The following is a 25,757-nucleotide window of genomic DNA, read 5'->3' on the forward strand; positions in this document are numbered from 1 at the left end:
TCATGGAAGGGCATCGGGGCAACCTGTGCCCCAGGCGCTCGAGAAAGGCTGCGAACATGACGGTGAAACTCGTTCCGGAACTCAACGTCGATAACCTCGAGCGCGCCTTGGCCTTCTATGTCGGTCTCGCCGGCTTTCGCATCCGCTACCAGCGCCCCGAGGATCGCTTTGCCTATATCGAGCGCGAGGGCGCCGAACTGATGATGGAAGAGACTTTCGGGCCGGGCCGCCGCTGGCATCCGGCGCCCCTCGAACATCCTTACGGCCGAGGCATCAACTTCCAGATCGAAATAACGAACGTGACGGAACTCTACACCCGCCTGCGCGAGGCCGGCTGTGCGTTCGTCCTCGATCTGGAAGAGAAGCGGTATCGCGTCGGCGACCGCAGCGAAGGACAGCGGCAGTTCGTCGTCGTCGACCCGGACGGCTACCTCCTCCGCTTCTGCGAAGCCATCGGCTAGCCCCCTTAAAACAGGAAATAGCGCTGCGCCATCGGCAGGACATCGGCCGGCGCGCAGGTGAGCAGCTCCCCGTCGGCCCTGACCTCGTAGGTCTCGGGGTCGACCTCGATCTCCGGCGTCGCCGAGTTGTGGATCAGCGATGCCTTGGAAATGCCGCCGCGCGTGTTCTCGACCGGCAGCACCACCCGGTCGAGGCCCAGCCGTTCCTTGATGCCGTTCTCATAGGCATAGCGCGAGACGAAGGTGACCGACGAGCGGGTCATCGCCTTGCCGAAGGCGCCGAACATCGGACGGTAGTGCACCGGCTGCGGCGTCGGGATCGACGCATTGGGGTCGCCCATGGCGGCGGCGGCGATGGTGCCCATCTTCAGTACCAGGTCCGGCTTCACGCCGAAGAAGGCCGGCGTCCACAACACGAGATCGGCAAGCTTGCCCACCTCGACCGAGCCGACATGCTTGGAAAGGCCCTGCGCGATGGCCGGGTTGATGGTCACCTTGGCGATGTAGCGCTTGACGCGGAAGTTGTCGGCGTCGGTACCGACATCCTCGGGCAACGCCCCGCGCTGCACCTTCATCTTGTGCGCCGTCTGGAAGGTACGAATGATCACCTCGCCGATGCGGCCCATGGCCTGGCTGTCGGAGGAGATGATCGAGAAGGCGCCCATGTCGTGCAGGATGTCTTCCGCCGCGATGGTCTCCTTGCGGATGCGGCTCTCGGCGAAGGCGACATCCTCGGGGATCGAGCCATCGAGGTGATGGCAGACCATCAGCATGTCCAGGTGCTCGTCGAGCGTGTTGCGCGTATAGGGTCGCGTCGGATTGGTCGACGACGGCAGCACGTTGGAGAGGCCCGCCACCTTGATGATGTCGGGCGCGTGGCCGCCGCCGGCTCCTTCGGTGTGGTAGGCGTGGATGGTGCGCCCCTTGAAGGCGGCGATGGTGTCCTCGACGAAGCCGCTTTCGTTGAGCGTGTCGGTGTGGATCATCACCTGCACGTCGTAGTCGTCGGCCACCGAGAGGCAGTTGTCGATGGCGGCCGGCGTGGTGCCCCAGTCCTCGTGCAGCTTCAGACCGCAGGCACCGGCCTTGACCTGTTCGACAAGCGCCGCCGGCAGCGAGGCGTTGCCCTTGCCGGAGAAGGCGAGGTTCATCGGCAGCCCCTCGGCCGCCTCGATCATCCGCGCGATGTGCCAGGGGCCGGGCGTGCAGGTGGTGGCCGCCGTGCCGGTCGCCGGGCCGGTGCCGCCACCCAGCATGGTGGTGATGCCGGCATAGAGCGCCTCGTCCACCTGCTGCGGACAGATGAAATGGATGTGGGTGTCGAGCGCACCGGCCGTCAGGATCTTGCCTTCGCCGGCAATCGCCTCGGTGCCGGGGCCGACGATGATGGTAACGCCGGGCTGGACGTCCGGATTGCCGGCCTTGCCGATGCCCGAAATGCGACCGTCGGTGATGCCGACGTCGGCCTTGTAGATGCCCGAGTGATCGATGATCAGCGCGTTGGTGATGACGGTGTCGACCGCGCCCTCGGCCCGGCTCGCCTGGCTCTGGCCCATGCCGTCGCGGATCACCTTGCCGCCGCCGAATTTCACCTCCTCGCCGCAGATGGTGAAATCCTTCTCCACCTTGACGAACAGTTCGGTGTCGGCGAGGCGCACCTTGTCGCCGACGGTGGGACCGAACATGTCGGCATAGGCGGAGCGGGACATGCGGTAGGGCATCTGTCAGTCTCCCGAAGAGAACAGCTTGAAGCTTTGATGTCCGGCCGCCTCGCGGTCGAACCGAGAATGGATCGGCGAATGCCGGGCGCTCAGAGCTTTCCCATCACCGCCTGGCGGAAACCGTAGACCTCGCCCTTACCGGCATAGGGCACCAAGGTCACCGACCGGCTCTGACCGGGCTCGAAGCGAACGGCCGTGCCGGCGGGAATGTCGAGGCGGAAACCGCGCGCCTTGTCGCGATCGAAGATCAGCGCCGGATTGGTCTCGGCGAAATGATAGTGGCTGCCGACCTGCACCGGCCGGTCGCCGGAGTTGGCGACGTCCAGCACCAGCGTCGGGCGGCCGGCGTTGAGCTCGATGTCGCCGGCCTCGGGGATGACTTCACCTGGGATCATGGTCGTTCCTTTCAGGCGGCGCGGGGCGAACAGGGCTCTGCCCTGAAGACGCGGACGGTGGAAGCCGGATTGGCGGCAAGCTTGCCCTCCGGGCGCACCGGCCGGCGCACCAGTTCGCCGCCGCAATTGGGACAGATGCCGCTCAACACGCCGGTTGCGCAGTCGGGGCACCAGGTACACTCGAAGGAGCAGATGTAGGCCTCGGCGGCCGGCGGCAGATCGCGGTCGCAGCATTCGCAGTTGGGACGAAGCTCAAGCGCCATGGTCTCACCTGATCGGTTCGTGGACGGTGACGAGCTTGGTGCCGTCGGGGAAGGTCGCCTCCACCTGCACGTCGTGGATCATCTCGGCGATTCCTTCCATCACCTGTTCGCGGCGCAGGACGGTGGCGCCGCCGGCCATCAGTTCGGCCACCGTGCGACCGTCGCGCGCACCCTCCACCACGTAGTCGGTGATGAGGGCCACCGCTTCGGGATGGTTGAGCTTGACGCCCCGTTCGAGGCGGTTGCGGGCCACCATGGCGGCGAGGCTGACAAGCAGCTTGTCCTTTTCGCGCGGCGTCAGGTTCATCGGTTTTCCTCGTCTCAGATCGACCAGGCGCGCGGCAGCGGCCGGCCGGTGAGGGTTTCGATCAGGGGTTCGACAATGGTCCGCAGAAGGCGGCCGTCAAGGGCAAGACAGCGTATGGACATAAGGCCTTCGAAGGCGGATGCACCCGCCTCGATACCGTCCACGGTCAGCGCCGCGATCAGCTCGCGGGCACCGTCGAGCCGAGACGCGGCGTCAGATGTTGCCACCAGAACGCTGGCAAAGGCACGGGCACCGCGCCCGGTAGCGCCGCCGGACAGAGTGGCCCGGCTGTCGCCCGAAAGGCGCAGGGCATCGGCGTAGATCAGCCGACCGCCACGACGGACGCGCCAGTGATCGGCGAGATCGACCGACGTCACCTCTTCGCCCATGGCGGTCCGGCCGAGCACGATGCTTTCGGCGGCGACGAGGCGGGCATCGCCGGCGAGGTCCACGTCGAGGCGACGGCGGAGGCCGGCGCCGTCGAAGACGATGGTTTCCTGCGGCAGCCAGTGGGCAGTCGCGCCGGCCTCGACGATCAGTCGGTTATCGATATGGCCGACGCCATCGGCACGCCGATAGATGCGTTCGGCGGCCTGGGTGGTGACGGTCGCCGTCGTTCCCGCGCCGAAGCATGCCTCGAAGCTAAGGTGATCGCCGCCGGTGACGCCGCCGGCGCTGTTCAGGAAGACGGCGGCCGGCCCCGATCCGTCGTAGACCTTCGGCAGACGCACCTTGGCCGAACCGTCCTGGAAGAGATCGGCCAGCCGCGTCTCCTCGCGCTCGCCGATCCGCCGCAAGGCGAAGGCGACACGCGCCACCCCATCGGCCCTTTCGAGCCGGGGCATTTCTGTCTGAAGCGACACGGCGGTCGACACGGCGGGCTCCCCACGCCGCGCCAACCGGCGCGGCAACTGCCCGGCAATGTGGCAAAAGGCCCGCCAACCGGCGAGCCTAAAACTTGGGCATGTGAGGCGCTAAATCAGCCAATCCGGCACATGATCGAGGCCGATCAGGTCGTCGTAGGACGGGCGCGGGCGCACCACCGCCCACCGATCGCCATCCACCAGGACTTCCGGCACCAGAAGGCGGGAGTTGTAGGTGCCCGATTGAACGGCACCATAGGCGCCGGCCGAGAACACGGCGAGCAGTTCGCCCGGCCGCGCCACCGGCAGGTTGCGATCGCGCGCCAGATAGTCGCCGCTTTCGCAGACCGGCCCGACCACGTCGACCTTTTCCAGATCGGCGCCGGCCGGGCGTTCCTCGACCGGCTTGATCTCGTGATAAGCGTCGTAAAGGGTCGGCCGCACCAGATCGTTCATGGCGGCGTCGACGATGACGAAGGTCTTCGCCTTGCCGCGCTTCACATACTGCACCTCGGTGACGAGGATGCCGGCATTGCCGACGATGAAGCGGCCCGGCTCGATCAGCACCTCGCAGTCGAGCGATCGGGTATGCCGGCGCACCACCTCGACATAGGCGGCCGGATGCGGCGGCGGCATATTGTCGGCCTTATAGGGAATACCCAGGCCACCGCCGAGATCGACGTGGTGAATGCTGTGTCCGGCGGCGCGCAGGGCGGCAACCAGTTCGCCAAGCCGACCGAAGGCCGCATCGAAGGGCTCGAGGTCGGTGATCTGCGAACCGATGTGCATGTCGATGCCGGCGACTGCAAGTCCCGGCAGCGCCGCGGCACGGGCGTAGACCTGCACGGCTTCCTTCCAGGGAATGCCGAACTTGTCCTCGGCCTTGCCGGTGGAAATCTTGGCATGGGTGCGGGCGTCGACATCGGGATTGATGCGCAGCGACACCGGCGCCACGCGGCCAAGGCGGGTCGCCACGGCCGACAGGCGTTCGAGCTCGGGTTCGCTCTCGACGTTGAAGCACTTGATGCCTTCGGCAAGCGCGTATTCGATTTCGCGCACCGACTTGGCAACGCCGGAAAAGACGATCTTGTCGGCCGGAATGCCGGCGGCGCGCGCCCGGCGCAGCTCGCCCTCGGAGACGACGTCGGCACCGGCGCCAAGGCGGGCCAGCGTTCCGATCACCGCCTGATTGGAGTTGGCCTTCAGCGCATAGCAGACGAGCGACCGCTCGTCGGCCAACGCCTCCCGGAACACCCGGAAGTGGCGAGCGATGGTGGCCGAGGAATAGATGTAGACGGGCGTTCCGACCGCGGCTGCGATGGCGGGCACGGCGACACCCTCGGCATGCAGCACGCCGTCGCGATAATTGAAGTGATGCAACCGGACCCCCTCAGATGAGACCGTCGAGGATGAAAGGCTTGTCGGGCTTGGCCGGCTCCTGGGCGGGCTTCACCGCCCCAGGATCGTTGGTCGAGGGAACTGCCGCCTCGGCCGTCGATTTCGGCGCTTCGAGCGATCCTTTCCGACCGCAGCCGGTCACCGCGAGGCCGACCATCAGCATTATCATCCCGAGACGCAGCACCATATTGTCCTCGATCCGTTTGCCCCGACGCAGTTCAAGCCATCCTCAAGCGAGGAGCGCCGTCCAGCGCTTCACTTCCGCCCTCACTTTGTCGGGCGCCGTGCCGCCGTGCGACGTGCGGCTACGGACGGAATTCTCGACGGTGAGCACATCGTAGACCGCTTCGGTGATGCCGTCATGCACCGTTTTCATGTCGGCGAGCGGGATATCGGCCAGCTCGATGCCGCGCTCGGCGGCGATCGCCACCAGACGCCCCGTGACATGGTGGGCGTCGCGGAACGGCAAGCCAAGCACCCGTACCAGCCAGTCGGCGAGATCGGTGGCGGTGGAGAAGCCCGAGCCGGCGGCGGCCGCCATGCGAGCGACGTTCGGCACGAGGTCGTCGACCATGCCGGTCATCGCGGCGAGCACCAGCGACAGGCTCTCGAAGCAGTCAAAGGCCTGCTCCTTGTCTTCCTGCATGTCCTTCTGGTAGGCGAGCGGCAGCCCCTTCATGATGATGAGAAGCGCGTTCATGTCGCCGATGATGCGGCCGGCCTTGGCACGCACCAGTTCGGCGGCATCCGGGTTGCGCTTCTGCGGCATGATCGACGAGCCCGTCGAGAAAGCGTCCGACAGACGCACGAAGCCGAACTGCGCCGACGACCAGATGACGATCTCTTCCGCAAGACGCGACAGATGCACCGCGATGATCGACGCCGCCGCCATCGCCTCGAGCGCGAAGTCGCGGTCGGAGACGCTGTCGAGCGAATTGGCGGTCGGGCGGTCGAAGCCGAGGCTCGCCGCCGTCATGTGGCGGTCGATCGGGAACGAGGTACCGGCCAGCGCCGCCGCACCGAGCGGGCACTCGTTGAGCCGCCGTCGCGCGTCCTGCACGCGGCCGCGATCGCGCGCCAGCATCTCGACATAGGCCATCAGGTGGTGACCGAAGGTGACCGGCTGGGCCGACTGGAGATGCGTGAAGCCGGGCATCACCGTATCGGCATGCTCGCCGGCCCGCTTGACGAGCGCCCGCATCAGGTCGGCCAGCTGACCGTCGACGTGGTCGAGCGTGTCGCGCACCCACAGACGGAAGTCGGTCGCCACCTGGTCGTTGCGCGAACGGGCGGTATGAAGGCGTCCGGCGGCCGCGCCGATCAGATCCTTGAGGCGCGACTCCACGTTCATGTGGATGTCCTCGAGGGCTCGCGAGAAGGTGAAAGTGCCGCCGTCGATTTCCGCCTTGATCGTATCGAGGCCTTCGGCGATCTTGCCGGCGTCGTCGGCGGATATGATGCCGCGGGCGGCGAGCATTTCGGCGTGCGCCTTGGAGCCGGCGATATCCTGGGCGTAGAGCTTCCGGTCGAAGTCGATGGAGGCGTTGATCTCCTCCATGATCGCGGACGGTCCAGCCGAAAACCGGCCGCCCCACATGCGGTTGCTCATTGGGTCCACTCCAGGAACGAGGATCGGTCGATGCCGTTCAAGCCTTCCCGCCCCGTCTTCGCTGCGATTGCGATCGTCGCGGTGGCCGCCGGCCTTGCTGCGGTATACGTGACGGAGAGGGGCGCTGTCGAGAGCGGCGGCGGCCGCTGCGCCGTCGCGGCGGCGAAGGCGGCGACGCTGAAACCGCTTGCCACCGGCGATCTCGCCGCCTTGCTGCCAGCCGACGTGCCGGCCGACCTTTCCGATCTGGTCCTGCGTACCGCCGACGGTGGCGAGCGCCGCCTTGCCGACTTCGCCGGCCAAACGCTCGTCCTCAACATGTGGGCCACTTGGTGCGTGCCCTGCCGCACCGAAATGCCGCATCTACAGGCACTTCAGGAGAAGCGGGGCGGCCCCGATTTTTCGGTGGTGGCGCTCAACGTCGACGTGGGCGGCCCCGACAAGCCGACGCGCTTCCTGAACGATATCGGAGCCACGTCGCTCGTCGACTTGCGCGATCCGGAGATGCGAACCTTCAATGATTTGAAAACGCGCGGCTTGGTGCTGGGTCTGCCGACCACCTTCGTGGTGGATCGAAGCGGCTGCGCCCTGGCCTCGCTGGCCGGCCCCGCGAAATGGGACTCCCCTGCCGCTCTGGCGCTGATCGATGCCGCGGCGAAGCCTGACGAAACGCAATCCGGGAAGCCATAGACGATCGCGGATCTCTCAACCGGACCGAAAAGCGACCGCCGCGGCAAGTGTTTCAGGCGTGGCTGCGGCCGGCAAAGCCGAGGCGCGGCAGAAAGCGTTCGAACCACTCGGCGAAGCGCTCGAGATGGTCGATGTCATGTCCTTCGACACGGCTGACGATGGCCTTGCGACGTTCGGTTGTGCTCATCGCCTGGAAACGGGCCACGGCTCGCTGATGCGAAGCTTCCACGATACGGACGACCACGGCGTGGTCTCCATCCGTCCAGGAAAACAGGAACGACTCCGGCTTTGCAAGGGTTGTCAGCACGTTCTCAATCCCGTCTTGGTCGGGAGTTCGTAGCGCGCCCCAGGGCACCCGACCACTCCGGTTCCGAGGATCGAACCAATATGGTTAACGGAGCATTAACACCGCTTCGCTGCAAGCTTGCCGTTACTCGTTCACACCGAAAAACATAATGAAAAAAGATAGATGCACCAACACCATAGTTAATTCTAACACGAAAGCCGTTTTTACAAGTTTGTGGATAAACTGTTAATCGCTTGCACGTCGGCTTGAAAAGAGAAACCCGCGGTTTTCCAACGGCACCCTTTTCTAAGCGAAATCACGCATAGCCGGATGCGATCAGGCGCGACGCGACGGCGGCGTAAAGCCCGAGAGCGCCAGCGGGTTGTCGGTCATGGCATGCCGGTCGGGCGTGTCGGGCGCAAGAACCCCGGCGAAGGCGTCAAACAGGCGCTTGATCTCCTCCTCGGCGAGGTCGCGGGTGATGAAGACGAGCCGCGTCCGCCGATCGGCATCCGGCCAGGCGGGGAGGCGAACCGGCGGATGGAACAGCTCCTGAACGGCATGTACCACCAGGGGCCGTTCGGGATCTTCGGCGAGCCGGACCACCCCCTTGAGCCGCAGCAGCTTCGGGCCATGCGCGGCGCGCAGGAGCTCAAGGAACATTTCGAGCGCCCCGGCCGGAAGCGCCCCGTCGGACACCAGCGAGAAGGCCGAGACGCCGTCATGCCGGCTGCCCTCCTCATGGTGGTGGTGCCCGTCGTGGTGATGATGGCTCGGATGGTCGCAGGACCCGCCGGAGCAATCGTGATCGTGATGATGGTGGTCGGCGCCTTCAAAGGCCTCGGCGTTGAGCCAGCGACGGACGTCGGCGGTCTTGGTCGCGGGATCGTAGAGGCCGCAGCTGAGCAGATCGGCCGGCGCGGCCGTGGCCGCATCGACCAGCGGCGCACCGGGGTTGAGCGTTGCAAGCCGGCGCGCCAAGGCAGGAAGCCGCGCAGCACCCTCGGGAAGATCGGCCTTGGCGATGACCAGCCGGTCGGCCACGGCAACCTGTTTCACCGCTTCCTCGTGCTCGTCGAGTGTTCGGCCGCCGTTGACGGCATCGACCACGGTGATGACCCCGTCGATGGCGTAACGCAGCGACAGGTAGGGATGGGCGGTGAGCGTCGCCAGCACCGGCACCGGATCGGCAAGGCCGGTCGTCTCGATGACGATGCGGCTCAACGTCTCGATGCGGCCGTTGTCGAGCCCACGCAGGAAGTTCTCGAGCGTCGTCACCAGTTCGCCGCGCACCGTGCAGCAAAGGCACCCCGACGACAGCTCGACGATGCCGTCATCGGCCGCTTCGACCAGGAGATGGTCGATGCCGATTTCGCCGAACTCGTTGATGATGAAGCCGGTTCCGGCCAACGCCGGATCCCGCACCAACCGGTTGAGCAGCGAGGTCTTTCCAGCGCCGAGAAAGCCGGTGACGACGGTAACGGGAATGGCGGGCTTGGGCCCGCGCTGACGGTCGACTTCCGGCACTGTGCAACGTCCTCTTGTGATGGGTATCAACGGGCAGGCTTGGGCAGCGGCAGGGGAACGTCAACCGTCGTCGCGACGGCCGGCTCGACCGGATCCGGCATGTCGCTGGCGCCGCCGAGGCTGATGGGAATCGGATCCATCACCTTGAAGCGCGGCACGAGATAGCTGGCTGGCTGATCGTCACCGTCGCCGAGATCCTCGCCGACCGGCGCCTTCGCCCCCTTCTTGCGTTTGGGACAGGCGAGGTCGCGCATGTCGGCAACGGCGGCGGCCACCGGCCCACGGGGCGCAAGCCGATCGATCGTCACCGACGCAGCGGTCGCCGGCGTCCGGAACGACGCCTCAAGCAGGCTGGCCGCCAGTTCGTCGCGCTCCCGCGCCGTCTTGCCGCCGAGCACGATGGTCAGGATCTGCCGGCCGTTGCGGGTCGCCGTCGCCACCACGTTGAAGCCCGACGAGCAGATGAACCCGGTCTTCATGCCGTCGGCGCCCGGGTAGCGTTCGAGCAGGTTGTTGTGGTTCTGGATGATCTTGCCGCCGAGCGACAGCGCCGTCGTCCGATAGAGCTCGCGGTAACCGGAAAAATCCTTGAGCAGGACGCGGGCGAGGAGAGCGTAGTCGCGAGCCGTGGTCCACTGGTTGGGATCAGGCAGACCATTGGCGTTGGAAAAACGCGTGTTGATCATGCCGAGCGACCGCGCCGCGCCGTTCATGCGGGCGACGAACCCCTGGAGGCTGCCCCCGACCCGCTCGGCCAGCGCATAGGAGACGTCGTTGGCCGACTTCACCATGATGATTCGGAGCGCCGTATCGATCGTGAGCACCGTGCCCGGCTTGAACCCCATCTTGGAAGGTTGTTCGCGCGTCGAGGCCGGCGTCATCACCACGCCCGAGTCGCCCCGGATCTCGCCGGACTTGATGGCCGACAGCGTCACGTAGACGGTCATCAGCTTGGTGATCGAGGCGGGATACCAGGGATCGAAGCTCTGATTCTCGGCCAGCACCGCGCCGGTGGCGAGGTCGACGGCGAGATAGGGCGCGGCAGCCGCGCCACCGGCGAGGTTCAGGAGCAGCGGCAGCGCAACGGCGAGACCGAAAAGGCGGCGGGCGCGGCCACGCGGGCCGTAAATCGTCGGCAAGGCATTCTTCCCGAAAAACAGTCGTCAACGGACGGATGATTTTAGCCGAAGGTCGTGGTCTCCGCAAAGGCGCGAGACGACCGGCCCTTTTCGGATGTGCCGCGAAGGCGGCCAGAATGCGGCGACACCCTTATCTTCGACCCAATTCCCGCCTAAAGTGATCGGAACGACACAGACGACACCGCCGCCGGGGAAAGGCTCGATGACTGAAGGACCGCACCGGCCCACCGACCGGGAAGCCGACTTGCCGCCGGCCACCGCGCGTGCCGTGCGGCTCGCCGGACTGTCGCTTGTCTGGGAACGCCTGTGGCCGCGCCTCGCTCTGACGCTATCGGTGCTCGGCGCGTTTGTCGCCCTTGCGTGGCTTGGCGCATTCGAACGGCTGCCGGCCACCCTTCGCCTTGCAGCGGCCGGGGTTTTCGTCGCGATCCTCCTGGCCAGCATCATCCATCTCCTGAGAACGAGCTGGCCCAACCGGCGGCAGGCGGCCGACCGTCTCGAACGCGGCGTTCCGCATCGTCCACTCAGTGCATTCCTGGACAGCCCGTCGACGACGGGAGACGCTCTGGCCGAGGCCTTGTGGCAGGCCCACCGCCGTCGTCTCGCGGCCAGCCTCCAAGGCCTGAGAGTCCGCCTGCCATCGCCGCGCCTCGACCGGGCCGATCCCTATGCGGTCAGGGCAGCCGTGTTCCTGCTGGTGGTCGTCGGCTTCTTCGCCACGTCCGATCACCTTGGATCGGTCACCTCCGTCTTTCGGCCGCCGCTGGCCGCGCCGTCCGATATTCGCGTCGACGTCTGGGCGAACCCGCCGAGCTATACCGGCCAGTCGCCCCGCGCATTGGTGACGACGACCAACGGCGCCGTCGTCCTGCCGGACGTTTCGGCCGTCACGCTGCCGGCCGGAACCACGCTCGCCATACGGCTCGCCGGTGTCGGCTCGCCAACGGTCGCCTTCGCCAACGAGGGGCGACCGCCGATGCCACTCGAAGGGCATGCGCCCGCCCAGGGCCAGACAGCCTACGAACATCGCCTCGCCGCCTCGGGCAGCCTGTCCCTGACGGGCGACGACCTGCCGGCCATTGAACTGCCGATCACCGTCAAGACCGATGCCCCGCCCACCATACGCCTCGTCGAGCAACCGGCGGCCACGGCGCGTGGTGCACTCCGCCTCGCCTATTCGGTCACCGACGACTACCGCGTCGCCGCCGCTCGGGCCATGCTGACGGCCGAGGTGGACGAAGGCGCCCGACCGCTCGTGGCGCTGCCCGACCTGTCGCTGGGCCTGCCGCGCCGTGGCGAGGACCGGGCGGTCGCAACCTCGGATCTCACGGCCCATCCTCTGGCCGGAGGTCGGGCCCGCCTTGTCCTCGAAGCGCGCGACGACGCCGGCCAGGTGGCCGAAACGGCACCCCTCCTCATCGATCTGCCATCCCGTCCGTTCCGCAATCCGCTGGCCGCCGCCATCGTCGAGCAACGCCGCCTGCTGGCATCCGACGCCCGGCAGGCAAAGGCTGTGGCCGGGACCTTCGAGACGCTGGGCGACCTCGGCGCCGCCTTCATCGACCGCCCCGGTCAGATCATCGGGCTGCGCGTCGCCCGCAACCGCATCCTGCTTGCCCGCGACGACGCCCAGCTCAAGCCGGTGCTCGACTATCTCTGGCAGATGGCGCTCGCCATCGAGGCAGGCGACTCCTCGCCCGCGGCGGAACGGCTCGCCGACGCCCGCGAAGCGCTGAAGAAGGCCCTGGAAAGCGGCGCGTCGCCCGAAGAAATCGCCCGCCTCACGGAGGAGCTCAAGGCCGCCCTCGACGAGTACCTCAAGGCGATGGCCGAAGCGGCGGCAGGCGATCCTTCCCGCCTCGGCGAGCTCGGCCAGAATGGTGGCGAGCGGGTTACCGGCGACGACCTCAAGAAGCTCATCGACCGCATGCGCGAGTTGGGGCAGCTCGGAGAACGCGACGCCGCCAACGAGCTTCTGTCGCAGCTCGACGACATTCTCTCAGGTCTGCAGTTCGCCCGCCCCCAGGCCGGCGGCGCCAGCGACCCGACGCTCGACGAACTGGCCGACATCATCCGGCGACAGCAGGAACTGCAAAACCGCACTCACAAGCTGACCCCGGATGGCTATACCGGCGAAGAGTTCGGTGACGACAGCGGCGACCAGCAGGCCCTCGAAGATCTCCAGCGCGAACAATCGGCACTGTCCCGTCGCCTGGAGGACCTGATGTCCCGCTTGTCCAAGGGCGCCCAGAGCGGTGGAGAAGAGGGTCAAAAAGGGCTTGAAGGAGCCGGCCGCGCCATGCAGGAGGCCGGTCGCAGTCTAGGATCCGGCGACGCCGAATCGGCGGTTGGCAATCAGGGCGCGGCTCTCGATGCCCTTCGGCGCGGCGCGCGAGAGATGATGCGCGGCCAGGGACAGGGCACCGCCGGCGTGCGCGAAGGCGGTACCGATCCGCTTGGCCGGCCGACCGGACGACGCGGCCCCGACTTCGGCGGCGACACCAAGGTTCCGGGCGAAATCGAGGTGCAGCGGGCTCGCCGGCTTTTGGAGGAGCTTCGTCGCCGCTACGCCGATCCGAGCCGCCCGGCACTCGAACTCGACTATCTTCGCCGGCTGATCGCGCCCTTCTGAGACGGCCCGCACCCCGCGCAACCCGCCGTTGACGACGACGCGGGCGGCCGCTACGGTCACGCTTCGCGCCCCGAAATCCGCCCGTTGCAGGCCGTTTCGGCGTTCGTTCCATTGGTCCGGAGAGATGGTCCCGATGAAGATTCTGGTGCCCGTGAAACGGGTGGTCGACTACAACGTCAACATCCGCGTCAAGGCCGACGGTTCCGGCGTCGATCTCGCCAACGTCAAGATGTCGATGAACCCCTTCGACGAGATCGCCGTCGAGGAAGCGCTGCGCCTGCGCGAAGCCGGCATTGCCAGCGAAGTCGTCGCCGTGTCGATCGGACCGAAGGAAGCGCAGGAAACGGTGCGGACCGCGCTCGCCATGGGCGCCGACCGGGGCATCGTCCTCGAAGCGGAGGGCACCGTCGAGCCGCTCGCCGTCGCCAAGCTCCTGAAGGCGATCGTCGTCGAGGAAGCACCGGGCCTCGTCATCCTCGGCAAGCAAGCCATCGACGACGACAGCAACCAGACCGGCCAGATGCTGTCCGCCCTGCTCGGCTGGTCGCAGGGCACCTTTGCCTCCAAGATCGCTCTCGGCGACGGCGGCATAGAGGTGACGCGCGAGGTCGACGGCGGCCTGCAGACCGTACGCCTCGCGTTGCCGGCCGTGGTCACCGCCGATCTGCGCCTCAACGAGCCGCGCTATGCCTCGCTGCCGAACATCATGAAGGCCAAGAAAAAGCCGATCGACTTTAGGCCGGCCGCGCAATACGGCGTCGACCTCACGCCCCGCCTGACGGTGCTGAAGACCGCCGAGCCGCCGGTTCGCCCGGCCGGCCGGCGCCTTGCCTCGGTCGCCGAACTGATCGACTGCCTGAAGACCGAAGCCGGCGTGCTCTGAGAAAGGCCTGCGAATATGACCACCCTTCTCCTTGCCGCCCATGACGGCGCCACCCTCAAGGACGCCACCCTGAAGGCGCTCAGCGCGGCTCTAGCCATCGGCGACGACATTCACGTCCTGGTGGCTGGCGACGGCGTTTCCGCCGCTGCCGCCGAGGCAGCCCGGCTCAAGGGCGTCAGCCGTGTGTTGACCGCCGAGGCGCCGGCGCTCGAACATGGCCTTGCCGAGCCGCTCGCCGCCCTGATCGTGGCGCTCGCCCCTGCCTACGCGGCGGTGCTGGCGCCGTCGACCTCCACGTTCAAGAACGCCCTGCCGCGTGCCGCTGCGCTGCTCGACGTCATGCAGATCTCGGACATCACGGCCGTGCTGGCGCCCGACACCTTCGAGCGGCCGACCTATGCCGGCAATGCTATCCTCACCGTGCGATCCGCCGACGCGATCAAGCTCGTCACCGTCCGCACCGCCTCCTTCCGGGCCGTGCCGGCCGAAGACCGCGCACCGGCTCCGATCGAGGCCGTCGCCGTGCCGGCCGATCCGGGCCTTTCGTCCTTCGTCGGCGATGTCTTCTCGGCGACCGATCGGCCGGAACTCACCGCGGCGCGGGTCGTGGTGTCGGGCGGCCGTGCCCTCGGCTCCGAGGAGCAGTTCAAGGCGCTGCTGCTGCCGCTGGCCGATCGGCTCGGCGCGGCGGTTGGCGCCAGCCGTGCCGCCGTGGATGCCGGCTATGCCCCCAACGACTGGCAGGTCGGTCAGACCGGCAAGGCGGTATCGCCCGAGCTTTACGTCGCCATCGGCATATCCGGCGCCATTCAGCATCTCGCCGGCATGAAGGACGCCAAGGTGATCGTCGCCATCAACAAGGATGCGGAGGCGCCGATCTTCCAGGTGGCCGATTACGGTCTCGTCGGCGACCTGTTCGAACTCGTGCCGGAGCTGACGAAAGCCCTCGGTTGAGATAGAATGATCCGGTACTTGTCACAGGGCACGCCGTGGTTCCGGTCGCGCCCCGGGGAGGCTCGAGGACTTCAATGGTAGAAATCAGGTCGGTCGGCGTCATGGGCGCAGGTCAGATGGGCTCCGGCATCGCGCATGTCTGCGCTCTGGGGGGTCTCGACGTCGGGCTCTACGACATTGCCCGCGATCGGCTGGAGGCGTGCCTCAACGTCGTTTCGGCCAACCTCGCCCGTCAGGTTGCCTCCAAGAAGATCACCGAGGAGCAGCGTCGCGAGGCGCTGTCCCGCATCAAGCTGTTGACCGACCTCGAAGGCTTCGCCGATACCGATCTCGTCATCGAGGCGGTGACGGAGAACGAAACCATCAAGCGCAAGGCGCTCTCCCAGCTCTGTCCCGAGCTGAAGCCCGAAGCGATGATCGGCACCAATACCTCGTCGGTGTCCATCACCCGCCTAGCCGCGTCGACCGACCGGCCCGAGCGCTTCATCGGCATCCATTTCATGAATCCCGTTCCGGTGATGCAGCTGGTCGAACTGGTGCGCGGCATCGCCACCGAGGACGAGACCTTCGAGGCCGCGCGCAATTTCGTCTCGAAGCTCGGCAAGACGGTTGCCGTCTCCGAGGACTTCCCCGCCTTCATGGTCAACCGCATCCTGCTGCCCATGATCAACGAGGCGATCTACACGCTCTACGAGGGCGTGGGCACGGTGGATTCCATCGATACGGCCATGCGGCTCGGCGCCAATCACCCGATGGGGCCGCTGCAGCTTGCCGACTTCATCGGTCTCGACACCTGCCTCTCGATCATGCAGGTGCTGCACGACGGCCTCGCCGACAGCAAGTACCGGCCCTGCCCGCTTCTGGTGAAGTATGTCGAGGCCGGCTGGTTGGGGCGCAAGACGCAGCGCGGCTTTTACGACTACCGCGGACCGACACCGATGCCGACGCGCTGAACCAGCGCCTTTCGACCATTTCAGACGTCACAAACCGCTCGCCCTGCCCCAACTCTTGGGAAAACAGGGCGAGCGGTTGCTTTTTGCTGGAACGGCTCTGATCAGACCCGGCGGATGACCGTTTCGCTCGGCCGGTAGCTTGAGTGGAGATTGCGCACCACGAGGCTGTCCACGGGATCGACGTCACCCGACCGCGACGTCCAAGTGATCTTGACCGGCTCGTCGGGCGTCACGAGAAGGGCATTGTCGGAGAAGACGCCATAGGGGTCCGTTTCGAGCGACACATAGAAGGCCGGCGTGGTGGCGGTGATCGTGAAACTCCACTCCCCAGCGCCAAGCTTCGTCGCCTCGACGACGAGGCCCGGATCGCGGAGACGCAGCGCCTTGTAGGGCGACACGGCATGATGGTCGAAATGCTCCCCCGCCGGATCTCGCCAGGTGAACGCCAGCACCTCGTCGGGGCTGCCGTTGGCGGGCACCGACAGGAGCAGGATGGCCCGATCGGTCGGCACCGTCTTCATGAACTCGCCGGCCGGCCGGCGGGCACCGTCGACGGAAAGCCAGAACGCATTGCCGGCCACCACGACCTCGGATGGCGTGTCGTTGATCGCGAACAGGTCCACCGTGGAAGTATCCGCCGACGGAATGGCCACCACGTTGATGGGTGCGAAGAACCGCCGCGCCATCGAATGCAGCAGCTTCCAGCGGCCGCCGTACTCGATCGACGACCACGACGCCACGGGATAGGTATCGTTGAGCTGCCAGTAGAGAGCACCCATGCACTCCGGCTTGATCGATCTCCAGAAATCGATGCCGGTCTTCATGGCGAGGCCCTGCTGCACCTGGCTGAGGTAGACCACGTTCTCGAAGTTCTTCGGAAAGCGGAAATAGCGCGAGATGGTCTCGACGATGCGGGCGTTGCCGCCCGCGTTCTTCTGGTGCAGCTCCATGGCCGGCGAGGCGATGTCGAGGTCTTCCTCCTCGATATAGCGGCGAAGTGTCGGCAACGACACGAAGGACTGGAAGCCGAATTCCGAAGCGAAACGCGGCCGCACCCCGCGATAGGCGGCGAACGACTTGCCGGCGTGCCAGACGTCCCACATGTGCTGGTCGCCAGACCCCTCTGCCTTCCAGGCGTCGCCGAAGTCCATCGGCCCCTTCGAGGGAGACGACGGCCAGAACAGCCGGTCCGGTTCGGCCCGGCCGACGGCAAGCTCGATGGTCCGGTTCAGACGATCGTAGGCGACGAGATAACGGTCGCGATTGGCGCGCGCCACCTCGAACCACGTCAGGGCGCCGATCACCTCGTTGTCACCGCAGTAGAGGGCGATCGAGGCATGGTGCGACAGCCGGCGGATCTGATGCTCGATTTCCCGGTCGACCTCGGCGAGGAAGGCATTGTCGGCCGGATAGAGCGCGCAGCCGAACATCATGTCTTGCCAGATCAGGATGCCGAGCTCGTCGCAGAGATCGTAGAACCACTCCGGCTCGTACTGGCCGCCGCCCCAGACGCGCAGCATGTTCATGCCGACGGCGACGGCGTCCTCGAGCTGCGGCCTTACCGCCTCCGGCGTGATGCGCGAGGGCAAGGCATCGCCCGGAATCCAGTTGGCGCCCCGGCAGAACAGGTCGAGCCCGTTGACGCGCACCGTCAGCGGCACGCCGATCTCGTCGCGCTTGATCACCACCTCGATGCGGCGGAGGCCGATCCGCTGCCGATGAGTGTCGCCGCCCAGCGTGACCGCCAGATCGTAGAGTGCCTGCTCTCCGGACCCGACCGGCCACCAGAGGCGGGGATTGTCGATATGCAGCGTCGCTTCGGCAACGCTGGTGCCGGGCAGGCATGCGACCTGAAGGCTGACCTTCTCGTCCCCGAGCTCGATGGTGAGCAGCTCTTCACACGCCGCCTTCGCCTGGATGCGGACCTCGATATCGACATCGACGGCACCGGTTGCCGCGTCGTGGCGCTGACGATGCTGGACATAGGTGACGGTCGGCAGGTCGGCGCGTTCCAGGCGGATGTCGCCATAGAGGCCGAACGGCATCATGGCGATGTTCCAGTCCCACCCCGCATGGCACTGCACCTTCCTCAGAAGGTTGATGTGCGGGGTCGCCTGCATCTGCGCGCTATAGGGCTGCTCGTACGGTTGCCTGGCAGCCGCCTCGGCCGCCGCGACGACGTTGGACCGGAAGACAATTTCGATCACGTTGTCGCCACTGCGGAGCGCGTCGCCGATCTCGGCCCGATGCGGCCGGAACATGTTGGCGGCGGCGAGCACCATCTGGCCGTTGATCCGCACCTCGGCAACGGTATCGAGACCGTCGACATAGATCGCCCAGGGATGGGCCAGCGCCTCGGCATCCATGGAGAAGCTGCGGCGGGCGATCCAGTCGCGCTCGGCCGGCCAGCGCACTACGAGTTCGTTTTCTCCGACATAGGGGTCGGGAAGGATGCCAGCGGCAATCAGCGCCGATAACGCATCGCCCGGGAGCGGAAACGGCACGGAAATCGATTCATCTGCCGCATGAAGCGTCCAGTTTCCCGCAAGATCCTTCGCGGAAGCGCGATTGACGAGATCAGCCATGAAAATCTCAAGAATGTCGGAAGCCGCTGCTCCTCCGGGACTTAGGTCCCGTTCCCCGCAGAGCGGTGAATGCGGGGGAACCGTTTCAACATAGACCGGCCAACCCAGGCGGGCAACCGAAACGATTGCGTGGCGCGGCCGCCGAAGACGACGGACGATGCCCATCAGCCACGAAAGAGATGATTACCGCTGTGTCGGCACGTGCATTTCGGCGACGGCCAGTTCCTGCAACTGGCTGATGTCGGTCTCGCCTTCGAGGCGGCGCAACATCAGCCGCGTCAGCCGGCGACCAGCCTCCTGCAGCGGGAAATAGAAGCTCACCGGCGTCGGCTCGACATATTCGATCAAGCGCGTGGTGGTCGACGCGCAGAAGCCGAAGTCGGCAGGATCGAGGCCGATATCGCGAAGGCCGGTCATCATGCCGAGCGAGGTGATATCGTTGACGCAGATGAAGGCGTCGGGCGGGCTCTCCTGCAGCATCAGGTCCTTGACCGAGGCGCGCGTCTTCCGGGCGGTGAGGTCGAGGTCAAGAATGAGGCGCGGATCGACTTCTATGCCCGCCTCGGACATGCCCTTGCGATAGCCGCGCTGCCGATATTGCGAGAACATGAACTCGGTCGGCGGATTGATGAGGCAAATGCGGCGGTAGCCACTGGCCAGAAGATGCCGCACCGCGCGGTAGGTGGCGTCTTCGTCGTCGATGTCGAACCAGGCATGCGGCGTGAACAGCTCGGTACGACCGAAGGTGACGAAGGGGAAATCACGCTCCAGCAGGAAGCGGACGCGCGGATCCATCGGCAGGGTGTGATCGAAGATCAGCCCATCGGCACGACGGCCGTCGATGATGGTCTTCAGCGCGTCGATCGGATCGGCGCCGGGGGCCAGCGGCACGGCGGTCACCGCGTAGCCGGCCGCCTGGGCCACTTCATGCACGCCCTGAAGCAGGCCGACCGAGCCGGTGTCGGCGATATCGTCTGGCGGCACAGCCGACATCAGTACGCAGATGGAATAGGAAAGACCGGTTCTCAGCGTCAGGCCGCCGACGTCGCGAACGTAGCCGAGCTCAGCGGCCGCCTTTTGAACCCGCTCAATCGTCTCTTTGCGGACTTCGGGCCCATTGCGCAGCGCTCGACTGACGGTTGTAATCGACAAATCAAGGTGGCGGGCCAGACTTTTCAGATTGAGCCGAGCACGATCATCGCCCACGTTGGATCAACTCCGGAGACTGCCAATTACCTCAGATCAATATCGATTTTGACGAGCGTGTCGATAGTTTTCTTGATTTTGAACTCGGCCCGCCGGTGCCATCATCGCCGGGAAACTGCCGGCGGCACGCTTATTTGCGTGATAGTACTTATCGTCGTGCACTACCAATTTCCCGGTTGGCTCGTCTATTCCTAGGATGTCATGGGCGTTCCGCCGGGGTGGCGTGGACGTAGACCGCGTATAGGGACGATGTGGCGGTTATATAGAGCCGGTTGCGCTTGGGACCGCCGAAACAGAGGTTGGACACCGACTCGGGAATGTTGATGCGGCCGAGCAAGGTGCCATCCGCGGCATAGACGCGGACGCCATCGCCACTGGATGTCCAGACGTTTCCGGCGCGGTCGATACGGAAACCGTCGAAGACTCCATTGTCCGAGACCGCAAGCATCCGCCCGCCGTCAACCGTGCTCCCCTCCTCGGCAACACGGAAGGCATGTATGGCCGGCGTCTCGGACTGTGAGGTGTTCGACACGTAAAGAATGCGCTCATCGGGTGAGAAGGCGAGGCCGTTGGGGCGATCGAAACTTGTCACCACTGCCATCGTCTCGCCGGTCTGGGGATCGTGGCGATAGACGTTGCAGGCGCCGATCTCGCTTTTCGCCGCGTGTCCTTCGTAGTCACTGTCGATGCCGTAACTCGGATCGGAGAACCAGATGCTGCCGTCCGACTTCACCACCACGTCATTGGGAGAGTTGAGGCGCTTGCCGTCGAAGCGGTCGACAATCGACTCCCAACGTCCGTCGAAGCCGAGACGGGAAATGCGGCGTCCGCCGTGCTCGCAAGCGACGATACGTCCGCATGCGTCGAGCGTGTGGCCGTTGTGATAGCCACAAGGATGCTCGAACACCGAGACGGCGCCGCTCGTCTCGTCGTAGCGCATGATGCGATCCTCGGGAATGTCCGACCAGACCACGGCCTTGGCGGCGGGCACGTAGACGGGGCCTTCAGTCCAGCGCCCTCCGGTCCATAGTTGTTCGATAGCCGCGCTGCCAATCACCAGCGCCCCGAAACGACCGTCGAACGTGTCGTAGTCGCTCATGCTGCCCTCCCATGCATCGCCGCCTTGCGACTTCCGCCATTTCCCGTCTTGCGGGAAGGTACTATCGTCATACGAATGGAGAGCGTCAAGGATGCCCCACCGCGTCGAGGCGCCCCCCCGTTGCCCCAAAACCGGAGTGATTTCATGCCCGCCGTTCCATCGTCGCGCCCCAAGGTCTTGATGGTATCGCCGATGCCCGAATGGGATATCGCACCGATGCGGGAGGTCTATGACCTCATCGACCTTCCATCCGACGGTCCGGTGGGACTGGATGCGGCCGGCGAGATCGCGGCACTGGTGACGTCGGGCGGACGTGGCGCCGATGCCGCCCTGATCGAGGCGCTGCCGGCTCTGGAACTGATCGCCGTCTATGGCGTCGGCTACGACAAGGTCGACCTCGTCGCTGCCGCCCGGCGCAATGTCGCCGTGACCAACACGCCGGACGTGCTCACCGCCGATGTCGCCGACATGGCTCTCGCGCTGACCCTGGCGCTCGCCCGGCGCATCGTCGACGGCGACGCCTTTGCCCGTTCGGGAGCCTGGAGGAACGGCGCCATGCCGCTGACCGGCAGCGTTTCGGGGCGCAAGGTCGGCATCGTCGGGCTCGGCCGTATCGGCGAGGCAATCGGTCGCCGCTTCGCCGGTTTCGATACCGAAATCGGATACTGGAACCGCTCGCCCAAGCCGCCTTCTGCCTGGCGGGCCTTCCCAACGCCGGCCGCGCTGGCCGCCTGGGCCGACATTCTGGTGGTGGCGGTGGCCGGCGGCGGCGACACCATCGGTCTCGTGGATGCCGAGACGATCGAAGCCCTCGGCCGCGACGGCCTTATCGTCAACATTTCGCGCGGGACCACCATCGACGAGGAAGCCCTGATCGCTGCGCTGGAGAGCGGAGCGATCGCCGGCGCCGGACTGGACGTGTTCCGGAGCGAGCCGGCATTCGACCCGCGCTTTCGCCGCCTGAGCAACGTCGTGCTGTCGCCCCATCAGGGCAGCGCAACCATGGCAACCAGACAGGCGATGGGCGCGCTCGTCCGCGCCAACCTAGCCGCGTATTTCGCCGGAAAGGATCTGCCGACGCCGGTCGTTCGCCGCGCGCTTTGAAAGCTGTCCAGCCGGCGGGTTAAACATAGAGATATATAACACCTGTAATTTATTACAGGTAAAAACACCCAGCCGGCTATTTTATTGTTTGGAAAACTTTAAGGGCGCACCCCCTATCATTGCAGGCAACATATGGCTGCGTGCGGACCGGGAATGCTCGATGCATTCCGGCCGGCGCGGTTGAACGGAGTTTTCCGTGCACGCTGGGGGAAGAAGCGATGGCGCGTCTGTTCAATAATCTGTCCATCGGCTCCAAGGTATTCGTCGCCTTCGCGCTGGTCATTGCACTCCTCATCGCTTGCGCCGGCCTTTCGCTGTTCTCGCTCAGCTCCTTCGAGCGGTCTTTCGGCCAGCATCGCGATCGCGTCGACGAGGTGGAGCTCACCCGCGACATCGACTATGCGTTCCTCAACCTCACGGCCAAGGTCGACGCCTACCTGACCGCCGGCAGCGAAACGGCCCTGTCGAACACCAAGACCGCCGCCGAGACGACGCGGGCTTCCATCGCCAACGCCATCGGCAAGATCGGCGAGGGTGCGCGCAAGGACAACATGACGGCCATCGCCACGCTGTTCGACGACTACAGCGCGGTGCTGACCAAGCTCATCGATCTCAAGGGCAGCCAGCAGAAGATCATTCGCGAAAGCGTCGACCCGCTTGGCGACAAGCTGAAGAACGACATGCTGTTCTTCTCCTCCAAGGTGGACAAGCTCGGCAAGCCGGAGGTCATTCCGATCGCCACCAAGGCAACGGAACAGTATAATGCCGGGCGTCTCGCGGTATACAAGCTGCTCAACAACGGCACCGCCGACGATCTCAAGGCGGCCGATGCCGGCTTCAACGGTCTCGTCCAGCGGCTCAATCTGGTGATCAAGGCGGTCGGCGAGGGGCAGGAGGCGGCGCAGCTCGGCAAAGTGCTGAAATCAGCCACCGCCTACCAGGAGGCCTATCGTCAGGCCAACCAGATTTCCACCGACCTCCGCACGCTGACCGCCAAGGATCTGCTCAACGCCTCGGCGGCGATCGCCGACAAGGTGGCGGCCGTCCGCGCCGCCGCCTCGGTCGAATCGACCTCGATCGGCGTGGCCACCACCGGTCTCATCGACACCATTCGGCGCATGCTGCTGATCGTGGCCGGCGTGTCCCTGGTTGGCGCAGTTGTGCTGGCCTTCGTGATCGGCCGCTCCATCTCCCGCCCCGTGGTTGCCATCTCGCGCGCCATGGAGAAAGTATCCGACGGCGACCTGAGGACGGAAGTCCCCGGTCGCGGCCGCAAGGACGAAGTCGGCGCCATGGCCGACGCCCTCGAAGTGTTCAAGACAAGCCTCGCCCAGGCCGCCGAAGCGCGTGCCGCCCGCGAGGCCGACGCGGCGGCGCAGGCCGAACTGCGGCGCGCGGAGGTGCACCAGCTCGCCGACATGTTCGAGCAGACCGTCGGCGGCATCGCGTCGTCGCTGGCCGCCGCCGCCGGGCAGCTCAACGGCTCGGCCCAGACGCTCTCCCAATCCTCCACCGACGTGACGCAGAAGGCATCCACCGTCGCCACCGCCTCCGAAGCGGCCTCCGCCGGCGTCGGAACCGTCGCCGCCGCGGCCGAGGAACTGGCGTCGTCGATCGCCGAAATCGGCCGGCAGGTGAACGAGTCGACCGAAGTGGCCTCGAAGGCCGTGCAGGACGCCTCCGAGACCGCCGCCAAGGTGCGCGAGCTGTCGGAAGCAGCGCGCAAGATCGGCGCCGTCGTCGACCTCATCAACACCATTGCCGGACAGACCAACCTCCTTGCGCTCAACGCGACCATTGAGGCGGCGCGTGCCGGCGAGGCGGGCAAGGGCTTTGCGGTGGTCGCCGCCGAGGTCAAGCAGCTCGCCGACCAGACCGCCAAGGCCACCAGCGAGATCGGCGCCCAGGTGGCGGCGATCCAGGCATCGACGGCCGATTCGAGCGACGCCATCATGCGCATCACCGAGACTATCGGTCACATATCCAAGGTGTCCAACACGGTCGCCGGCTCGGTGCGCGACCAGGGCACGGCAACGCAGGAAATCGCCGATTCGGTACAGAAGGCAGCCGAAGGCACCAGCACGGTGGCGAGCAACATCGTCAAGGTGGGCGAAGCGGCCGGCGACTCCGCTGCCGCCGCCCAGGAAGTGCTGCACGCCTCCGACGCGTTGTCGGCGCAGGCAGAACGTCTGCAGGGCGAACTGCAGCGCTTCCTCGTCACCATCCGGGCGGCATGATCCGCCCCGGCCGGTGAGAGATCTCAGTCGAGGCCGTTTCTGAGCGCGGCGGCGGTGGCGATCGGCGAGATCGCCGCCGCAGTCAGCGTCAGCGCCACGATGAGAAGAAAGGGCGTGCGGAAGGCGGCCGGATCGAAGGCGACGGCTGTCGCCGCGGCAACGCCAAAGATGAGCACCGGCACGGCGAAGGGCAGCACCAGGATCGGCAGCAACAGCCCGCCGCGCCTCAGCGACACGGTCAGGCCGGCGCCAATCGCCCCGAGGAACGTCAGGGCCGGCGTGCCTGCGACAAGGGTCGCCAGCGTGGCCAGCGTCACGTCGGCAGGCATGGCCAGGAGCAGCGACAGGAAAGGGGCCGCGACGATGAGCGGCAGGCCGGTCGCCGTCCAGTGGGCCATCACCTTGACGATCACCAGGAGTTCCAGCGACCGCCCCGAAGCGACCATCAGGTCGAGGGCGCCGTCGTCGCGATCGGCCTCGAACAGACGGTCGAGGCCGAGCAGCGTGGCGAGCAGCGCCCCGATCCACAGGATGGCCGGACCGAGCCGGGACAGGAGGTTGAGGTCCGGACCGATGGCAAAGGGAAAGATCGTCACCACGATCAGATAGAACAGCACGCCCATCAGGGCGCCGCCACCGATGCGCACGGACAGGCGCAGTTCGCGAACGTAGAGCGCGACGAGCGGCGACATCAGGCAATCTCCCCGGCAACGAGACGAAGCGGACGAGCGCCAGCAAGGCCGATGGCGAGGTGGGTGGCGGCGACGATTGCCCCTCCGCAGCCCACATGGGCGGCCATCAGACCGACGAGGCTTGCCTCAGAGGCGGCGTCGAGGGCGGCGGTCGGCTCGTCGAGCAGCCAGAGCGGCCGCCGCACGGCGATGAGGCGGGCGATGGCGAGCCGCCGCCGCTGCCCGGCCGACAGATAGGCGGCGGGCAGGGCCGCAAGGTCGGCAAGACCGACCGCCTCGAGCGCGACCTCCACCGACGCGCCGCCGTCCGCGCCGAGAAAATCCCGCCAGAAGGCAAGGTTTTCACCGACCGTCAGCGCAGGCTTCACGGCATCGCGATGGCCAAGATAGTGGGCGTATCGGCCGACCTCTTCAGGATCGGCGACGCCATCGGCCAGAAAGCGCACCGAACCCTGGGCCGGGCGTCCGAGCCCGGCAAGGGCCCTCAGCAGCGTCGACTTGCCGACGCCGTTCGGACCGGTGACCAGTACGGCCTCGCCACCGACCACCTCGAAGGCGATGTCCTCGATCACCCGGCGACCGCCGCGGTCGACACCAAGCGCCTCGACCACGAGGCGAAAGGGCTGGAAGGGCTGGTTCACGGGCGTCTCCGGCGCAAACGGCGGTCTCTCCCAATAGAGCATCGCAGCCAATGGCGTAAGCCGCTTTCGCGGCGCGCCCGGCAGAACCGGGCTTGGCGCGCGGAATGAAGCC

Annotated in this window: 24 protein-coding genes; 8 read left to right on the forward strand and 16 right to left on the reverse strand. The window is 66.3% G+C overall.

Features of this window, described 5'->3' with window-relative positions:
• Positions 1–56 precede the first annotated feature (56 nt).
• Complete coding sequence (locus QQZ18_RS17070; protein ID WP_284542156.1) at positions 57–461, forward strand: bleomycin resistance protein; 405 nt, start codon at positions 57–59, stop codon at positions 459–461.
• A gap of 5 nt (positions 462–466) precedes the next feature.
• Here QQZ18_RS17070 and ureC read toward each other — a convergent pair whose 3' ends face one another.
• The 8 genes from ureC to argH all read right to left on the reverse strand — a co-directional run bounded on the left by ureC (position 467) and on the right by argH (position 7,017).
• Positions 467–2,182 carry an urease subunit alpha gene (gene ureC / locus QQZ18_RS17075; protein ID WP_284542157.1) on the reverse strand — a complete coding sequence of 572 codons (1,716 nt, stop codon included), beginning with the start codon at positions 2,180–2,182 and terminating at the stop codon, positions 467–469.
• A gap of 89 nt (positions 2,183–2,271) precedes the next feature.
• A complete protein-coding gene (locus tag QQZ18_RS17080; protein ID WP_284542158.1) occupies positions 2,272–2,577 on the reverse strand; it encodes an urease subunit beta in 306 nt (101 codons plus the stop codon).
• An 11-nt stretch (positions 2,578–2,588) separates the two neighbouring features.
• Positions 2,589–2,840 carry a DUF1272 domain-containing protein gene (locus tag QQZ18_RS17085; RefSeq protein WP_284542159.1) on the reverse strand — a complete coding sequence of 84 codons (252 nt, stop codon included), beginning with the start codon at positions 2,838–2,840 and terminating at the stop codon, positions 2,589–2,591.
• A 4-nt stretch (positions 2,841–2,844) separates the two neighbouring features.
• Positions 2,845–3,147: an urease subunit gamma gene (locus QQZ18_RS17090; RefSeq protein ID WP_101290453.1), complete on the reverse strand. Its 303-nt coding sequence runs from the start codon at positions 3,145–3,147 to the stop codon at positions 2,845–2,847.
• Between the two features lie 14 nt (positions 3,148–3,161).
• The gene (locus QQZ18_RS17095; protein WP_284542161.1) at positions 3,162–4,022 is read right to left on the reverse strand and encodes an urease accessory protein UreD; all 861 of its coding nucleotides are present in this window, start codon (positions 4,020–4,022) and stop codon (positions 3,162–3,164) included.
• A 99-nt stretch (positions 4,023–4,121) separates the two neighbouring features.
• Entirely contained in the window at positions 4,122–5,390 is a 1,269-nt protein-coding gene (gene lysA, locus QQZ18_RS17100) for a diaminopimelate decarboxylase (RefSeq protein ID WP_284542162.1), read from the reverse strand.
• 10 nt (positions 5,391–5,400) lie between these two features.
• Positions 5,401–5,595, reverse strand: a complete 195-nt coding sequence (locus QQZ18_RS17105) for a lipoprotein (protein ID WP_284542163.1) — start codon at positions 5,593–5,595, stop codon at positions 5,401–5,403.
• Positions 5,596–5,637: 42 nt separating this feature from the next.
• Positions 5,638–7,017 (reverse strand): argininosuccinate lyase, encoded by a 1,380-nt coding sequence (gene argH / locus QQZ18_RS17110; RefSeq protein ID WP_284542164.1) that lies wholly within the window; start codon positions 7,015–7,017, stop codon positions 5,638–5,640.
• A gap of 30 nt (positions 7,018–7,047) precedes the next feature.
• Here argH and tlpA point away from each other — a divergent pair, with 30 nt between their 5' ends.
• Positions 7,048–7,707, forward strand: coding sequence for a thiol:disulfide interchange protein TlpA (gene tlpA, locus QQZ18_RS17115; protein WP_284542165.1), 660 nt, complete (start codon positions 7,048–7,050; stop codon positions 7,705–7,707).
• Between the two features lie 52 nt (positions 7,708–7,759).
• Here the strand turns inward: tlpA and QQZ18_RS17120 are convergent, their stop codons facing one another.
• The 3 genes from QQZ18_RS17120 to QQZ18_RS17130 form a co-directional block, all read right to left on the reverse strand.
• On the reverse strand, positions 7,760–8,014 hold the full coding sequence (locus tag QQZ18_RS17120) for a hypothetical protein (RefSeq protein WP_284542166.1): 255 nt from the start codon (positions 8,012–8,014) through the stop codon (positions 7,760–7,762).
• A gap of 315 nt (positions 8,015–8,329) precedes the next feature.
• Positions 8,330–9,520: a CobW family GTP-binding protein gene (locus QQZ18_RS17125; protein ID WP_284542167.1), complete on the reverse strand. Its 1,191-nt coding sequence runs from the start codon at positions 9,518–9,520 to the stop codon at positions 8,330–8,332.
• Between the two features lie 26 nt (positions 9,521–9,546).
• On the reverse strand, positions 9,547–10,659 hold the full coding sequence (locus tag QQZ18_RS17130) for a D-alanyl-D-alanine carboxypeptidase family protein (RefSeq protein ID WP_284542168.1): 1,113 nt from the start codon (positions 10,657–10,659) through the stop codon (positions 9,547–9,549).
• A 202-nt stretch (positions 10,660–10,861) separates the two neighbouring features.
• Here QQZ18_RS17130 and QQZ18_RS17135 point away from each other — a divergent pair, with 202 nt between their 5' ends.
• From QQZ18_RS17135 to QQZ18_RS17150, 4 genes are all read left to right on the forward strand, one after another.
• Entirely contained in the window at positions 10,862–13,291 is a 2,430-nt protein-coding gene (locus QQZ18_RS17135; protein ID WP_284542169.1) for a TIGR02302 family protein, read from the forward strand.
• 133 nt (positions 13,292–13,424) lie between these two features.
• Positions 13,425–14,174, forward strand: coding sequence for an electron transfer flavoprotein subunit beta/FixA family protein (locus tag QQZ18_RS17140; RefSeq protein WP_284542170.1), 750 nt, complete (start codon positions 13,425–13,427; stop codon positions 14,172–14,174).
• 15 nt (positions 14,175–14,189) lie between these two features.
• Positions 14,190–15,128: an electron transfer flavoprotein subunit alpha/FixB family protein gene (locus QQZ18_RS17145; protein ID WP_284542171.1), complete on the forward strand. Its 939-nt coding sequence runs from the start codon at positions 14,190–14,192 to the stop codon at positions 15,126–15,128.
• 74 nt (positions 15,129–15,202) lie between these two features.
• Positions 15,203–16,081 (forward strand): 3-hydroxybutyryl-CoA dehydrogenase, encoded by an 879-nt coding sequence (locus QQZ18_RS17150; protein WP_284542172.1) that lies wholly within the window; start codon positions 15,203–15,205, stop codon positions 16,079–16,081.
• A 101-nt stretch (positions 16,082–16,182) separates the two neighbouring features.
• Here the strand turns inward: QQZ18_RS17150 and QQZ18_RS17155 are convergent, their stop codons facing one another.
• From QQZ18_RS17155 to QQZ18_RS17165, 3 genes are all read right to left on the reverse strand, one after another.
• Positions 16,183–18,666, reverse strand: coding sequence for a glycoside hydrolase family 2 protein (locus tag QQZ18_RS17155; protein WP_284542173.1), 2,484 nt, complete (start codon positions 18,664–18,666; stop codon positions 16,183–16,185).
• 183 nt (positions 18,667–18,849) lie between these two features.
• Positions 18,850–19,872: a LacI family DNA-binding transcriptional regulator gene (locus tag QQZ18_RS17160; RefSeq protein ID WP_284542174.1), complete on the reverse strand. Its 1,023-nt coding sequence runs from the start codon at positions 19,870–19,872 to the stop codon at positions 18,850–18,852.
• 199 nt (positions 19,873–20,071) lie between these two features.
• The gene (locus tag QQZ18_RS17165) at positions 20,072–20,971 is read right to left on the reverse strand and encodes an SMP-30/gluconolactonase/LRE family protein (RefSeq protein WP_284542175.1); all 900 of its coding nucleotides are present in this window, start codon (positions 20,969–20,971) and stop codon (positions 20,072–20,074) included.
• A 144-nt stretch (positions 20,972–21,115) separates the two neighbouring features.
• On the opposite strand from QQZ18_RS17165, the gene QQZ18_RS17170 reads away from it, so the two are divergent.
• On the forward strand, positions 21,116–22,075 hold the full coding sequence (locus QQZ18_RS17170; protein ID WP_284542176.1) for a 2-hydroxyacid dehydrogenase: 960 nt from the start codon (positions 21,116–21,118) through the stop codon (positions 22,073–22,075).
• A gap of 218 nt (positions 22,076–22,293) precedes the next feature.
• Positions 22,294–24,312 (forward strand): HAMP domain-containing methyl-accepting chemotaxis protein, encoded by a 2,019-nt coding sequence (locus QQZ18_RS17175; RefSeq protein ID WP_284542177.1) that lies wholly within the window; start codon positions 22,294–22,296, stop codon positions 24,310–24,312.
• Between the two features lie 23 nt (positions 24,313–24,335).
• Here QQZ18_RS17175 and ccmB read toward each other — a convergent pair whose 3' ends face one another.
• On the reverse strand, positions 24,336–25,004 hold the full coding sequence (gene ccmB, locus QQZ18_RS17180; RefSeq protein ID WP_284542178.1) for a heme exporter protein CcmB: 669 nt from the start codon (positions 25,002–25,004) through the stop codon (positions 24,336–24,338).
• Positions 25,004–25,645: a heme ABC exporter ATP-binding protein CcmA gene (gene ccmA, locus QQZ18_RS17185; RefSeq protein ID WP_446728669.1), complete on the reverse strand. Its 642-nt coding sequence runs from the start codon at positions 25,643–25,645 to the stop codon at positions 25,004–25,006. Before ccmA ends, ccmB begins: the two co-directional genes overlap by 1 nt.
• Between the last annotated feature and the right edge of the window lie 112 nt (positions 25,646–25,757).

The organism is Pleomorphomonas sp. T1.2MG-36, assembly GCF_950100655.1.
In the GTDB taxonomy this organism is placed as follows: Bacteria; Pseudomonadota; Alphaproteobacteria; order Rhizobiales; family Pleomorphomonadaceae; genus Pleomorphomonas.